This is a genomic window from Streptomyces sp. CA-135486 (genome assembly GCF_050936555.1).
GTDB lineage: Bacteria > Actinomycetota > Actinomycetes > Streptomycetales > Streptomycetaceae > Streptomyces.
The window spans coordinates 435624-448485 of the sequence record NZ_JBNJMM010000001.1 but is presented as its reverse complement, the minus strand read 5'-3'; the positions used below and the strand labels follow the sequence as shown (position 1 = coordinate 448485).

General features: G+C 71.5%; 13 protein-coding genes. 6 read left to right on the top strand and 7 right to left on the bottom strand.

The genetic code is table 11. The annotated features are described in order from the left end of the window. Positions 1 to 64: 64 nt before the first annotated feature. Positions 65 to 643, bottom strand: coding sequence for a TetR/AcrR family transcriptional regulator (locus ACQEVG_RS02205; protein ID WP_432984968.1), 579 nt, complete (start codon positions 641 to 643; stop codon positions 65 to 67). An 80-nt stretch (positions 644 to 723) separates the two neighbouring features. Between ACQEVG_RS02205 and ACQEVG_RS02200 the strand changes: the two genes are divergently transcribed. Then, positions 724 to 1392 (top strand): pyridoxine/pyridoxamine 5'-phosphate oxidase, encoded by a 669-nt coding sequence (locus tag ACQEVG_RS02200; RefSeq protein ID WP_432976116.1) that lies wholly within the window; start codon positions 724 to 726, stop codon positions 1390 to 1392. Here the strand turns inward: ACQEVG_RS02200 and ACQEVG_RS02195 are convergent. Next, positions 1344 to 1787 carry a Zn-ribbon domain-containing OB-fold protein gene (locus tag ACQEVG_RS02195; RefSeq protein ID WP_432976113.1) on the bottom strand — a complete coding sequence of 148 codons (444 nt, stop codon included), beginning with the start codon at positions 1785 to 1787 and terminating at the stop codon, positions 1344 to 1346. The two genes, ACQEVG_RS02200 and ACQEVG_RS02195, sit on opposite strands and share 49 nt — an antisense overlap. Continuing rightward, the gene (locus ACQEVG_RS02190) at positions 1787 to 2236 is read right to left on the bottom strand and encodes a DoxX family protein (RefSeq protein WP_432976110.1); all 450 of its coding nucleotides are present in this window, start codon (positions 2234 to 2236) and stop codon (positions 1787 to 1789) included. Before ACQEVG_RS02190 ends, ACQEVG_RS02195 begins: the two co-directional genes overlap by 1 nt. Before the next feature lie 150 nt (positions 2237 to 2386). Here ACQEVG_RS02190 and ACQEVG_RS02185 point away from each other — a divergent pair, with 150 nt between their 5' ends. The 4 genes from ACQEVG_RS02185 (at position 2387) to ACQEVG_RS02170 (ending at position 7446) form a co-directional block, all read left to right on the top strand. After that, on the top strand, positions 2387 to 3538 hold the full coding sequence (locus tag ACQEVG_RS02185; RefSeq protein WP_432976107.1) for a flavin-containing monooxygenase: 1152 nt from the start codon (positions 2387 to 2389) through the stop codon (positions 3536 to 3538). Between the two features lie 183 nt (positions 3539 to 3721). Beyond that, on the top strand, positions 3722 to 5953 hold the full coding sequence (locus tag ACQEVG_RS02180) for an acetate--CoA ligase family protein (protein ID WP_432976104.1): 2232 nt from the start codon (positions 3722 to 3724) through the stop codon (positions 5951 to 5953). Continuing rightward, positions 5950 to 6738, top strand: coding sequence for an enoyl-CoA hydratase/isomerase family protein (locus ACQEVG_RS02175; protein ID WP_432976101.1), 789 nt, complete (start codon positions 5950 to 5952; stop codon positions 6736 to 6738). Before ACQEVG_RS02180 ends, ACQEVG_RS02175 begins: the two co-directional genes overlap by 4 nt. A 90-nt stretch (positions 6739 to 6828) precedes the next feature. After that, entirely contained in the window at positions 6829 to 7446 is a 618-nt protein-coding gene (locus tag ACQEVG_RS02170) for a flavin reductase family protein (RefSeq protein WP_432984965.1), read from the top strand. 8 nt (positions 7447 to 7454) lie between these two features. Here ACQEVG_RS02170 and ACQEVG_RS02165 read toward each other — a convergent pair whose 3' ends face one another. Both ACQEVG_RS02165 and ACQEVG_RS02160 read right to left on the bottom strand, forming a co-directional pair. Then, positions 7455 to 8117: a hypothetical protein gene (locus ACQEVG_RS02165; RefSeq protein WP_432976098.1), complete on the bottom strand. Its 663-nt coding sequence runs from the start codon at positions 8115 to 8117 to the stop codon at positions 7455 to 7457. A 61-nt stretch (positions 8118 to 8178) separates the two neighbouring features. Next, entirely contained in the window at positions 8179 to 9591 is a 1413-nt protein-coding gene (locus ACQEVG_RS02160) for an MFS transporter (RefSeq protein ID WP_432976095.1), read from the bottom strand. 59 nt (positions 9592 to 9650) lie between these two features. Here ACQEVG_RS02160 and ACQEVG_RS02155 point away from each other — a divergent pair, with 59 nt between their 5' ends. Further along, positions 9651 to 10637 carry a GlxA family transcriptional regulator gene (locus ACQEVG_RS02155; protein WP_432976092.1) on the top strand — a complete coding sequence of 329 codons (987 nt, stop codon included), beginning with the start codon at positions 9651 to 9653 and terminating at the stop codon, positions 10635 to 10637. Between the two features lie 7 nt (positions 10638 to 10644). Here ACQEVG_RS02155 and ACQEVG_RS02150 read toward each other — a convergent pair whose 3' ends face one another. Continuing rightward, positions 10645 to 11694, bottom strand: a complete 1050-nt coding sequence (locus ACQEVG_RS02150; protein ID WP_432976089.1) for a Zn-dependent alcohol dehydrogenase — start codon at positions 11692 to 11694, stop codon at positions 10645 to 10647. Further along, the gene (locus tag ACQEVG_RS02145) at positions 11691 to 12833 is read right to left on the bottom strand and encodes an acyl-CoA dehydrogenase family protein (protein WP_432976086.1); all 1143 of its coding nucleotides are present in this window, start codon (positions 12831 to 12833) and stop codon (positions 11691 to 11693) included. The genes ACQEVG_RS02150 and ACQEVG_RS02145 overlap by 4 nt, the downstream gene beginning before the upstream one ends. Positions 12834 to 12862 lie beyond the last annotated feature (29 nt).

Genomic DNA, 12862 nt, shown 5'->3' with positions numbered 1-12862 from the left:
CGGGGCACGGTATCGGCCCGGTGGCCCGAGGAGTCGGCCCTTCCGGAGGCTCGAAATGGCCCTTCTACGGGGAGTCTTGGAGCAGCCGCTCGACCAGGGCCGTGATCAGCTCGGCCGCCTGCTCCTTCGGGAAGACGTCGGGCAGCGTGAGGCGCTCCACGACCAGCCAGTTGGCCGCCAGATAGATCATCCTGACCGCGTCGGCGTCGCCGGGCAGACCGGCGGCCAGATGGTTGGCGACATTCGCCTCGACGTCCTCGCTGACGCGCTCGGTGAGCAACGCGCGCAGCTCGGGGCGGCGGGTGGCCTCCAGGCGCAGTTCGAGCAGGGCGAGGTATCCGGTGCGGAAGGCCGTGACCCGCTCCACCACGTCACGGACCAGCTCCGCGGTCCGCGCCGGCGTGGCCGGACCGGTGAACATGGCCTCCATCGTCGCGTCGTCCGGGCGCAGCCGCTCATAGATCCGGCCGCCCGCCTGGTTGAGCAGATCGTCGCGGTTGGCGAAGTAGTTGGACGCGGTGCCCTTGGGGACCTCGGCCTCGGCGTCGACGGCCCTGAAGGTGAGGCCGCGGGCGCCCTCCCGGGCGAGCACTTCGATGGCCGCGTCCACCAGCGCCGCGCGCCGGGCCAGGTTCTGCCTCATCTGCGTCCTCTCGATCACCGCACCCAGGCTGATACCACGCACCCGGGCTGATACCACTGTGAGTGTAGTACTTTGCCCGTATGGACAACGATCGGCAGGACACCTTCCGCAAGCTCCTGCGCGCGCAGCGGGTTTGGGACACCACCCTGCCCGCCTTCGACCCGGCCTCCGCGCCCGCCGCCCCGCTGCCCCTCTTCCACCGGTGGTTCGCCGAGGCCGTGACCGCGGGCCAGGCCGAGCCGCACACCATGAGCCTGGCCACCGTGGACGAGCAGGGGCGTCCCGACGTACGCACGCTGATGCTGCACGACGCGGACGAGCGCGGCTGGCACTTCGCCTCGCACGCCACCAGCGCGAAGGGCCGGCAGCTGGCCGCGCGTCCGGAGGCCGCACTGGGCTTCTACTGGGCCGCGCAGGGCCGCCAGATCCGCGTCCGCGGCCGGGTGACGGCGGGCGGCTCCACGGAGAGCCAGGCCGATCTGCACGCCCGCTCGACGGGCGCGCTCGCCGCCGCACTCACCGGGCGGCAGAGCGAAGTCCTCGACTCCCAGGACGAGTTGGCGGCGGCATCACAGGCAGCGTGGGAGCGAGCGCAGGCCGAGCCCGACGCGCCCGTGCCGACCTGGACGTCGTATGTCCTCCAGCCGTACGAGGTGGAGTTCTTCCAGGGTGACGAGCGGCGGCAGCATGTCCGGCTGCGCTACCGGCGTGAAGAGGGCGCCTGGGTACGGGAGTTGCTCTGGCCCTGAGCCGGGCGGCGGAACACCGGGATCGCCTCCGCGCGCGCCTCGGCCCGGAAGGTGACCTCCAGCTCCATGCCGATGCTCAGCTCGCTCTCCGGGCAGCCGACGACCTCCGTCATCATCCGCGGCCCTTCGGCGAGATCGACGACCGCGGCGGTGTACGGGACGCGGTCACCGAACGGCGGCAGGTCATTGCGGTGCACGACGGACCAGGTGTAGAGCGTGGCGCGACCGCTCGCAGGCTCCCAGTCGACGTCCTCGCTCCAGCAGTGCGGGCAGAACTCGCGCGGATAGTGGTGGGCCTTCGCGCAGGCGTGGCAGCGGCGGAGCAGCAGCCGTCCATCGGCTGCGGCGTCCCAGAAGGGGCGGGTGAAGTCGTCGACTTCAGGCGTCGCGGTCATCAGAAGAGTCCGATCGCGCTGTCGAGGGACCAGGTCTGCCAGGACACGGCGACGAGGGCGACGAGGGATATGAGCGCCATCATGGCGTTCTGCCCCTGTTCCGCCCAGTCGTGGATCATGAGAATGAGATAGAGCAGATTGAGGAGCAGTCCGCCGACGAGGGCGATCGGGGTCAGAAAGCCGACGATCAGGCCGAGACCGAGGGCGAGTTCGGCGTAGACGACGATGTACGCCATCACCTTGGGGCGCGGCTCGACCACTGTCCTGAAGCCGTTCTTCACGGCCGGCCACTTGTGCCTGCCCGCGACGTCGGCCGCCCAGGCGATGCCGGTGCCGCGCTCGAACCAGCCCTTCTTGTCCTTGTGACGCCAGCTCTCCAGCCACCACAGGCCGAGACCGATGCGCAGGACGGCGAGCCATTCGGCGCCGGTGAGCCAGACGGTCTCCATCCGGAACTCCCTCTCTCCAATATCTGACGGTACGTCAGTTCAGCGGATGCGGCGGCGCGCGCGCAAGGGGTCTGCATGCGTGATCGATTCGCAACCGATTCCCGTCTTGACTGAGACCCATCAAGTAATCAGGTGATTACGCTCAGGTTCATGGCGGACGAACAGGACATCGACCTCACGAACGACCGGCCCGTGTACGTCATCGGCGGCGGCCCGGGAGGCCTCGCGGCAGCCGCGGCGCTGCGTGAGCACGGCATACGCGCCGTGGTGCTGGAGAAGTCCGAGTCCGTGGGCGCGTCCTGGCGCCGCCACTACGACCGGCTGCATCTGCACACCACCCGGAAGCTGTCCGAGCTGCCCGGGCTGGCGATGCCGCGGTCGTTCGGGCGCTGGGTGTCCCGGGACGACGTGATCCGGTATCTGGAGAAGTACGCGGAGTTCCACGAGCTGGAGATCGTCACGGGCGTCGAGGTGTCCCGTATCGAGCAGTCGGGCTCCGGCTGGCTGCTGCACGCGACGGGCGGCCGGCAGCTGACCGGGCGCGCGGTCGTGGTGGCCACCGGCTACAACCACACCCCACGGCTGCCCGACTGGCCCGGCCAGGACACGTACACCGGGGAACTGCTGCACGCGGGCGAGTACCGCAATGCCGCGCCGTACGCGGGCAAGGACGTGCTGGTCGTAGGCGTCGGCAACACGGGCGCGGAGATCGCGGTCGACCTGGTGGAGGGCGGCGCGGCGCGCGTCCGCCTCGCCGTGCGGACGATCCCGCACATCGTCCGCCGATCCACCGCGGGCTGGCCGGCCCAGCGCACGGGCATCCTGGTCCGCCGGCTGCCGGTACGGCTGGTGGACCGGGCGGGCCGGATCATAAGCCGGATCTCCGTCCCCGACCTCACCGACCGGGGCCTGCCCCGCCCGGACACGGGCCTGTACTCCCGGGTCCGCGAGGGCGCGATCCCGGTCCAGGACGTGGGCCTGATCGACGCGGTCCGCTCCGGCACGGTCGAACCGGTCGCCGCGCTGGAGTCCTTCGACGACGGCAAGGCGGTCCTGGCGGACGGCACCCGGATCTCCCCGGACACGGTGATCGCGGCGACGGGCTACCGCCGGGCACTGGAGGGCCTGGTCGGCCCCCTGAACGTCCTGGACGAGCGCGGCAGACCCCTCACCCACGGCGGCCGCACGCCGGCGCAGGCGCCGGGGCTGTACTTCACGGGGTTCACGAACCCGATCAGCGGGATGTTCCGCGAGATGGCGATCGACGCGCGCAAAATCGCCAAGGCGCTGTCCAAGGGCTGAATCGCGCCGTCTCCAGAGGTCCCCGGGCGGGTAGTCAATCAGCATGAGCCCGGTCCGCCCCGGCGCCGGATTCGCCGGTGATCGCCAGGCTTTGCGTGCAGCGCTGTTCCTGACAGGTCGTCAGGTCTGTAATCTGACTATGCGTCAGTTAACTTGGCCAACGAGCAGGAGCGGGGCTCAGCGATGCTTGGATCTACTCACGGCACCCTCACCTCCGGCCTCCGCGCGCGCGTAGTGGCCTGCGGCGAGCACCCCCGCAATGCCGTCCATGACACGACGTCGGTCACCGCGGGCGACGGCGATCTCGACGTCAGCGGGCGGCCGCTGTACGCTCCCGTGCCCGATCTGGACCGCTTCTTCCGGCCCACCTCCGTCGCCGTCGTCGGGGCCTCCGACGGTGACGGACGGCCCAATACGGGCATCACCCGGCAGCTCATCGACTGGGCCGAGCGCGTCGGGGCGCGGCTCCATCCCGTGCATCCCTCCCGCGCGAGCGTCTTCGGTCTCAGCTGCGTTCCCTCCGTCGGCGACCTGCCCGAACAGATCGATCTGGCCGTGCTGCTCGTCGCCGACCCGCTGCCCGTCATCGAGGAACTCACCGAGGCCAAGGTCAAGTTCGCCGTCGCCTTCGCCTCCGGGTACGCCGAGACCGGGGCGGAGGGCGCGGCCGCCCAGGCGCGGCTGGCGGCGGCGGTGGAGCGGGCGGGGCTGCGGCTGCTCGGGCCGAACACCAATCTCAACGCCTTCGAGAAGTTCCGGGACGACCTGGACGGCCCGGCGATCGCGCTGATCACCCAGTCGGGGCACCAGGGGCGGCCCGTCTTCACCATGCAGGAGCTGGGCGTACGGCTCTCCCACTGGGCGCCCACCGGCAACGAGGCCGATCTGGAGACCGCCGACTTCATCTCGTACTTCGCCGAGCGACCCGAGGTCGGCGCCATCGCCTGCTACGTGGAGGGGCTCAAGGACGGACGCTCCTTCCTGCTCGCCGCCGACCGCGCGGCCCGGCGCGGGGTCCCGGTCGTCGCGGTCAAGGTCGGGCGGACCGAGACCGGGGCGCGGATGGCCGCGTCGCACACCGGCAAACTCACCGGCGCGGACCAGGTCGTGGACGCGGCGATGCGGCAGTTCGGCGTGATCCGGGTGGACGGGCTCGACGAACTCCAGGACACCTCCGCCCTGCTGGCGCGAGCCCGGAGGCCCGTGGCCGACGGCGTCGTCGTCTATTCGATCTCGGGCGGCACCGGCGCGCACTTCTCGGACCTGGCGACCTCGGCGGGGCTGCGGCTGCCGCGGCTGTCCGAGGCCAGGCAGGCCGAGCTGCACGAGTGGATACCGGAGTATCTGAGCGTCGCGAACCCCGTCGACAACGGCGGGCACCCGGTGGGCGACTGGCGCGGCCGCAAGATCATCGACGCGATTCTGGCGGACCCGGCCGTCGGGGTGCTGATCTGTCCGATCACCGGCCCCTTCCCGCCGATGAGCGACAAGCTGGCGCAGGACCTGGTGGACGCGGCCGAGGCGACGGACAAGCTGATCTGCGTGGTGTGGGGGTCGCCGCTGGGCACCGAGGCGGCGTACCGCGAGACGCTGCTGGGGTCCTCGCGGGTCGCCACGTTCCGTACCTTCGGCAACTGCATCACGGCGGTACGCGCCTATCTGGACCACCACCGGTTCACGACCGGCTACCTCTCGCCCTTCGACGAGGCGCCGCGCACCCCGTCCCCCTCCTTCCGCAAGGCGCAGGCACTGATGCGTCCCGGCAAGCAGCTGAGCGAGCACGCGGCCAAGTCGCTTCTCCGGGCGTACGGAATCCGCGTGCCGCGCGAACAGCTGGTGACGAGCGCGGCGGCGGCGGTCAGGGCAGCGGGCCTGGTCGGCTACCCCGTCGTCATGAAGGCGTCGGGTACGCAGCTCGCCCACAAGACCGAACTCGGCCTGGTCAAGATCGGGCTGACCTCGGCGAGCCAGGTCCGCGACGCCTATCGCGAACTGACCGACATCGCCCGTTACGAGGGCGTCGACCTGGACGGCATCCTGGTCTGCCAGATGGTGGAGCGGGGCGTCGAGATGGTCGTCGGTGTCACCCAGGACGCGCTGTTCGGGCCGACGGTGGCGGTCGGGCTCGGCGGGGTGCTGGTGGAGGTGCTGCACGACGCGGCGGTGCGCGTTCCGCCCTTCGGCGAGGACCAGGCGCGCGCGATGCTCGGCGAACTGCGCGGCCGCGCGCTGCTGGACGGCGTACGGGGCGGGCCGCCGGTGGATGTTGACGCGCTGGTGGAGGTCGTGCTGCGGGTCCAGCGGATGGCGCTGGAGCTGGGCGACGAGCTGTCCGAGCTGGACATCAACCCCTTGATGGTGCTCCCGCGGGGGCAGGGCGCGGTGGCGCTGGACGCGCTGGCGGTGTGCCGATGAGTTCGGACGTACTCCACCGCGTGGAGAACGGCGTCTCGTGGGTCACGCTGAACCGGCCCGAGGCGATGAACGCGGTCACCCGGGACCAGCGGGAGCGGATCATCGCGCTGCTCGCGGACGCCTCCGCAGACCCTTCCCTGCGGGCGGTCGTGATCACCGCCACCGGCAAGGGATTCTGCGCGGGCGCGGATCTGCGGGGGACGACAGTGGCCGGTGAACGCGTGGCGGGAGACGTCGCCCGGACGATCCGGCTCGGCGCGCAGCGGCTGATCTCCGCCGTCCTGGACTGCGAGAAGCCGGTGATCGCGGCGGTCAACGGCACGGCGGCCGGCATCGGCGCGCATCTGGCCTTCGCCTGCGACCTCGTACTCGCCGCGGAACCTGCCTCGTTCATCGAGGTGTTCGTACGCCGGGGGCTCGTCCCGGACGGCGGCGGGGCGTATCTGCTGCCGCGGCTGGTCGGGCCGCAGCGCGCGAAGGAGCTGATGTTCTTCGGCGACGCGCTGCCGGCGTCCGATGCCGAACGGCTCGGTCTCGTCAACCGCGTCGTCCCCGCGGACGACTTGGCGAAGACGGCGCGCGAGTGGGCGCAGCGGCTGGCGGCCGGGCCGACCCGCGCGATCGGCCTCACCAAACAGCTGGTGAACGCGTCGCTGGACGCGGACCGGGCCACGGCGTTCGCGGCGGAGGCGGCGGCGCAGGAGATCAACATGACGACGCGGGACGCGAAGGAGGGGGTGGCGAGCTTCGTGGAGCGCCGTACGCCCGAGTACCGGGGGCGCTAGGGGTGTCGGCAGGTGTCCGGCAGGGTCCTTCACCCCTTCCAATCTGACGAACCGTCAGGTTCAATGGATGGCGTGATGGGACACGCAGGGATGGCCGCCACCGCCGTCCGATACCTCCGCTCGGTCGGGGCCCCCACGGCCACCGAGCCGTTCGAAGCTCCCCCAGCTACTTCTGGGAGGTACCCCCACCCGCGGCCCGAACTGCGGGCCGTCGGCGACGACGAGCGGCTGCCCGTCGAGCCGGGCGAATACCGGCGTGTGCTGGGACACTTCGCGACGGGGGTCACCGTCGTCACGGCGTACGACGAGGACGGGCCGGCCGGGTTCGCCTGCCAGTCCTTCGCCTCGCTCTCCCTCGATCCGCCGCTGGTCGCCTTCATGGTGGCCCGTACGTCGACGACCTGGCCGCGCGTCGCCCGCGCCGGGGCCTTCTGCGTCAACGTCCTGGGTGCGGAACAGGGCGAGCTGTGCCAGGGCTTCGCGGTCAGCGGTGCGGACAAGTTCGCGGGGGTCACGTACGACCGCGCGCCGGCGACCGGGGCGCCGCGCCTGGACTCCGTACCGGCCTGGATCGACTGCACGATCCAGACCGTGCACACGGGCGGCGACCATCTGATCGTGGTGGGCCGGGTCGCGGCACTGGGCGCGGTCGACGAGGGTGTGCCGCTGCTCTTCCACCGCGGGAGGTTCGGCCGCTTCACACCCTAGGCGTGCGGCTACCAGTCCTCCGTGGTGATCAGCAGGCCGCCCCCGGACTCGATCCGTACGGTGCCCCTGTCCCCGTACACGGCGTGGCGCCAGGCCGCGAACGCGGTGGCCACCCGGCGACCGCTCGGGGTGTCGTCCGCCGTGTAGGAGACGGTGACGACGGCCTGGCTGACCGCTCCCACCTTGCGGACCTTCACCACGTCGAACGCCAGGCCGTCGTCCGCCTTGGTGCCATGGGCGGCGAGGTAGTCGCGGAAGTCACGGGTCATGACGAACCATGTCGCGGACGAGCAGGGGTCGTCGGCGGTGTCGTCCGTCGTACGATCGGGCTGCTCACCGGCGTCTTCCTCGGTGGTCTCCTCCGGTACACCGGTGTCCTCGTCCGTCGGCTCCTGCGGCTCGCCCGTCTCCTCGTCCGTGGTCTCCTCCGGTACGCCCGTGTCCTCGTCCGTCGGCACCTGCGACTCGTCCCACCCGTCGTCACTCGTGTCGTCCGTCGTGCAGTCCGACCCGGCGGACGAGGACACGGACGGGGGCACGGACGGGGGCGCTGCCGCCCCCTCGGACGTCCGGCCGTCCGCCTTGTCCGTGCCGCACCCCGTCAGCACCACCCAGCACAGCCCGGCCACCGCCACCCGTGCGACGGCCCGTGTCATCGACTTCGTCTTCATTCGAGACCCCCCTTGCGTGCAAGAGGGGATCAAGCTGCCCCAGGTTGCCTCCCGGACGGGGTCAGACGGCGGCCGCGGGCGACGGGAACTCGGGCCGGCGGCGGATCACCAGCGCCATCAGCGCCGCCGCCGCGCACAGCGCGCCCGATGCGTACCAGACCATGTCGTACGAGCCGAACACGTCCCGCGCCAGGCCGCCGGCGAAGGCCACCAGCGCCGCGCCCACCTGGTGCGATGCCAGCACCCAGCCGAAGACGATCGCGCTGTCGTCGCCGTAGTGCTCGCGGCACAGGGCGATCGTCGGCGGGACCGTCGCCACCCAGTCCAGGCCGTAGAAGACGATGAAGAAGACCATCGGCGGGTGGACCGAAGGAGCCAGCAGCATCGGCAGAAAGAGCAGGCTGATGCCGCGCAGGGCGTAGTAGACCGCCAGCAGACGCCGCGGCGGGAAGCGGTCCGTGAACCAGCCCGATGCGATCGTGCCGACGACGTCGAAGACGCCGATCACCGCGAGGAGGGACGCGGCCGCCGTGATCGGCATGCCGTGGTCGTGGGCCGCGGGCACGAAGTGGGTCTGGATCAGTCCGTTCGTCGAGGCGCCGCAGATCGCGAAGGTGCCCGCGAGCAGCCAGAAGGGACCCGTGCGGGCGGCCGAGAAGAGCACCGTCACGGCGCGGCGGGCCGCCCCCGGCACCGGTGCGGGCTTCGGAGCGAACTGCTTCGCGCCGTACGGGGCGAGCCCCACGTCCGCCGGGTGGTCACGCAGCAGCAGCCAGACGAACGGCACGACGGCGAGGGCGGAGAGTGCGACCGTGATCGACGCCGGGCGCCAGCCGTGCTGCTCCACCAGCCAGGACAGCAGCGGCAGGAAGATCAGCTGGCCGGAGGCGGACGCGGCCGTCAGGATGCCGGTGACCAGACCGCGGCGTTCGGTGAACCACCGGTTGGTGACTGTCGCCGCGAAGGCGAGCGCCATCGAGCCGCTGCCGAGGCCGACCAGCACGCCCCAGTAGAGGACGAGCTGCCAGGACGAGGACATGAAGACGGTGAGGCCCGAGCCCAGGGCTATCAACGTGAGCGCGACGGCGACGACGCGCCGGATGCCGAAGCGGTCCATCAGCGCGGCGGCGAAGGGCGCCGTGAGGCCGTAGAGCGCGAGGTTCACCGAGACCGCGAAACTGATTGTGCCGTGCGACCAGTGGAACTTGCTGTGCAGCGGATCGATCAGCAGACCCGGCAGGGAGCGGAACGCGGCCGCGCCGATGATCGTCACGAAGGCCACCGCCGCGACGAACCACGCGCGGTGGACCCGGCCGGGGCGGCGGCCGGGGGCGGTCGGGGTGCTGACCCGAGCGGGGGCCTGGGCGGGTGCCTGGGCCGGGTCCTGGGCCGAGTCCTGGGCGGGTGCCTGGGCCGAGTCCTGGGCCGAGTCCTGGGCGGGGAGTCCGGTTGTCTGCGTCACGCCCCACAGCATCTGGTGCGGGCTTGGTCCGTACGAGTGGCCCGAAGGACAGGGTTCGTTAGGATCGGGCCATGGGTGAGTTCGCGAGACATCGGGTCGTCGTGCTGGCGCTGACCGGGCTGCTCCCCTTCGAGCTGGGTATCCCGCACCGGATCTTCGGTCACGCCAAGGACGCGGACGGCACTCCCCTGTACGAGATCGTCACATGCTCGGTCCGGCCCGGCCCCGTCCGTACGGACGCCGACTTCGACATCCACGTCGAGCACGGGCCTCAGGTGCTGGCCACCGCGGACACCGTCGTCGTCCCCGCCTCCTACGAGCTGGGCCCCGTCTTCGAGGAGGGCCGGCTCACCGACGAGCTGGCCGACGCGCTCGCGTACATCCGGCCCGGCACCCGCATGGTCGCCATCTGCACCGGCGGCTACGTCCTGGCCGCCGCCGGATTCCTCGACGGCCGCCCCGCCACCACCCACTGGTCGTCCGCCGAGCACTTCCAGCGGCTCTTTCCGTCCGTCAAGGTCGACGCGGACGTCCTGTTCATCGACGACGGCGACGTGCTCACCTCGGCGGGCGTCGCGGCCGGGATCGACCTCTGTCTGCACATCGTGCGCCGGGACCACGGCACGGCCGTCGCCAACGACGTCGCGCGCCGTACGGTCGTACCGCCGCACCGGGACGGCGGGCAGGCGCAGTACATCCACCGGCCCATCCCCGAACCGCAGTTGGCGACCACGGCCACCGCACGGGCCTGGGCTCTGGGCCGCCTCCACGAGCCGATCCAGCTGCGCGACATGGCGGAGCAGGAGTCGATGAGCGTACGGACGTTCACGCGCCGCTTCCGCGAGGAGGTCGGCGTCAGCCCCGGGCAGTGGCTGGCGCAGCAGCGCGTGGAGCGGGCCCGGCACCTGCTGGAGTCGAGCGACCTCTCGGTCGACCTGGTGGCGCGGGACGCGGGCTTCGGCACCGCGCAGTCGATGCGTCAGCATCTGCAGGCGGTGCTCGGTGTCCCGCCGACGGTCTACCGGCGCACGTTCCGTGCCGGCAGCGGGAATCCGTGACCGATGGTCAGAAGGTGAGGACGCCGCGCGCCACCCGCCCGTGGTGTGCGTCATCCGCAGCCTTCGCGAAGTCCTCGATCGGGTAGGTCTCGGTGACCAGTTCGTCCAGCAGCAGCCGGCCCTGCCCGTACAGCTCGGCGTAGAGCGCGATGTCGTGCTGAGGGCGCGAGGAGCCGTAGCGGCAGCCGAGGATGGACTTGTCCAGGAACATGGCCGCGGGCACGAAGGACGCCTCGGCCGTGGCGGAAGGCATGCCGAGCAGGACCGCCTGCCCGTGCCGGTCGAGCAGTTCGATCGCCTGCCGGATCAGAGCGACGTGCCCGACGCACTCGAAGACATGGTCGGCGCCGCTCGGCAGGATCTCCCGTACGCCCTCCGCCGACGCGAGGAAGTGCGTGGCCCCGAACTGCCGGGCCATCGCCTCCTTCACCGGGTTGGAGTCGACGGCGACGATCGTGGACGCGCCCGCGATCCTGGCGCCCTGCAGAACGTTCAGCCCGATGCCGCCCGTCCCGATGACGACGACACTCTCGCCGCGGTCGACCTTCGCACGGTTCAGTACCGCTCCCACACCCGTCAGCACACCACAGCCGATCAGCGCGGCGGAGGTCAGCGGCAGGTCGGCGGGGATCTTCACGGCCTGGACGGCCTGGACGAGGGTGTGTTCAGCGAAGGCGGAGTTGGAGGCGAACTGGAAGAGCGGTTCGCCGCCGCGGGAGAAGGGCTGTCCGGGCCGGCCAATCGCCTTGCGGCACATGGTGGGGCGGCCGCGGTCGCAGTCCGCGCACACGCCGCAGTTGGCGAGGGTGGAGAGCGAGACATGGTCGCCGGGCGCGACATGGCGGACGCCCGCGCCGACCGCCTCTACGACGCCCGCGCCCTCGTGCCCGAGGACGACCGGTACGGGGAAGGGGATCGTGCCGTCGATCACGGACAGATCGCTGTGGCACAGCCCGGCGGCGGCGACGGCGACCAGGACCTCGCCCGGGCCCGGGTCCCGTATCTCCAGATCGTCGACCACCTGGGGCTGTGTGCCGTCGAAGACGACGCCTCTCATCTCGGCTCCCTCGGTAGGCCGAGCACCCGCTCGGCGATGATGTTGCGCTGGATTTCGTCCGAGCCGCCGTAGATCGTGTCGGCGCGGGTGAAGAGGAACAGGCGCTGGAGGGCGTCGAGTTCGTACGGCTTCTCGCTGCTCCAGTCGCAGGGGCCTGCGGCCGCGCGCGCACCGCGTACGGCCATGGCGAGCGCGCCGAGACGCTGGTGCCAGCCGCCCCACAGCAGTTTGGCGACGCTGGGGGCGCCGGGGTCGTCGGCGGGTTCACCCAGGGTGCGCAGGGCGTTCCAGCGCATGGTGCGCAGCTCGGCCCACTGGCGGACGAGGCGCTCCTTGAGTACCGGGTCGTCGGCGGCGCCGTTCGCCGCGGCCAGGCGGATAACCCGGCTCAACTCCTCGGCGAAGCCGATCTGCTGGGCGAGAGTCGACACCCCGCGCTCGAAGGCGAGCAGGCTCATGGCGACGCGCCAGCCGTTGCCCTCGCCGCCGACGAGATGCTCGGCGCCGGCCTCGGCGCCGTCGAAGAAGACCTCGTTGAACTCGCTGGTGCCGGTCATCTGGCGGATGGGCCGTACGTCGACACGGCCGGGCTGGTCCATGGGTACGAGGAGGAAGGAGAGGCCGTGGTGGCGCCGCGAGCCGGGCTCGGTGCGCACCAGCGCGAAGCACCAGTCGGCGTCCTGCGCGAGCGAGGTCCAGATCTTCTGTCCGCTGATCCGGTACGTGTCGCCGTCGCGGACCGCGGCGGTCGAGATCCCGGCGAGATCGGACCCGGCGCCGGGCTCGCTGTAGCCCTGGCACCAGAGTTCGTCGCCGCGGGCGACGGCGGGCAGGAAGCGGTCCTTCTGCGCGGTGGTGCCGTGGGTGATGAGGGTGGGGGCGAGGAGGTTCTCGCCGATGTGGCCGAGGCGGGTGGGGGCGGCGGCACGGGCGTACTCCTCGGCCCAGACGACCTGTTGGGTGAGGGTGGCGCGGCGGTTGCCGTAGCCGGCCTCGGGCCATCCGATGCCGATCCATCCGGCGGTGCCGAGCTCGCGCTCCCACGCGCGGGGGGTGGCGCCGCCGGGGAGGTGTTCGTCGAGCCATGTGCGGGCGTCGGTGCGGAACGCTTCGTCTGCCGGGCCGAAAGCGAAGTCCACGTGTCCTCCAAGAAGTTGAAGTTCCCCCC

Bases quoted from the DNA above. Each gene is read 5' to 3' on its own strand.
- ACQEVG_RS02205 (WP_432984968.1), bottom strand. From the start codon at position 643: ATGAGGCAGAACCTGGCCCGGCGCGCGGCGCTGGTGGACGCGGCCATC.
- ACQEVG_RS02200 (WP_432976116.1), top strand. From the start codon at position 724: ATGGACAACGATCGGCAGGACACCTTCCGCAAGCTCCTGCGCGCGCAG.
- ACQEVG_RS02195 (WP_432976113.1), bottom strand. From the start codon at position 1,787: ATGACCGCGACGCCTGAAGTCGACGACTTCACCCGCCCCTTCTGGGAC.
- ACQEVG_RS02190 (WP_432976110.1), bottom strand. From the start codon at position 2,236: ATGGAGACCGTCTGGCTCACCGGCGCCGAATGGCTCGCCGTCCTGCGC.
- ACQEVG_RS02185 (WP_432976107.1), top strand. From the start codon at position 2,387: ATGGCGGACGAACAGGACATCGACCTCACGAACGACCGGCCCGTGTAC.
- ACQEVG_RS02180 (WP_432976104.1), top strand. From the start codon at position 3,722: ATGCTTGGATCTACTCACGGCACCCTCACCTCCGGCCTCCGCGCGCGC.
- ACQEVG_RS02175 (WP_432976101.1), top strand. From the start codon at position 5,950: ATGAGTTCGGACGTACTCCACCGCGTGGAGAACGGCGTCTCGTGGGTC.
- ACQEVG_RS02170 (WP_432984965.1), top strand. From the start codon at position 6,829: ATGGCCGCCACCGCCGTCCGATACCTCCGCTCGGTCGGGGCCCCCACG.
- ACQEVG_RS02165 (WP_432976098.1), bottom strand. From the start codon at position 8,117: ATGAAGACGAAGTCGATGACACGGGCCGTCGCACGGGTGGCGGTGGCC.
- ACQEVG_RS02160 (WP_432976095.1), bottom strand. From the start codon at position 9,591: ATGCTGTGGGGCGTGACGCAGACAACCGGACTCCCCGCCCAGGACTCG.
- ACQEVG_RS02155 (WP_432976092.1), top strand. From the start codon at position 9,651: ATGGGTGAGTTCGCGAGACATCGGGTCGTCGTGCTGGCGCTGACCGGG.
- ACQEVG_RS02150 (WP_432976089.1), bottom strand. From the start codon at position 11,694: ATGAGAGGCGTCGTCTTCGACGGCACACAGCCCCAGGTGGTCGACGAT.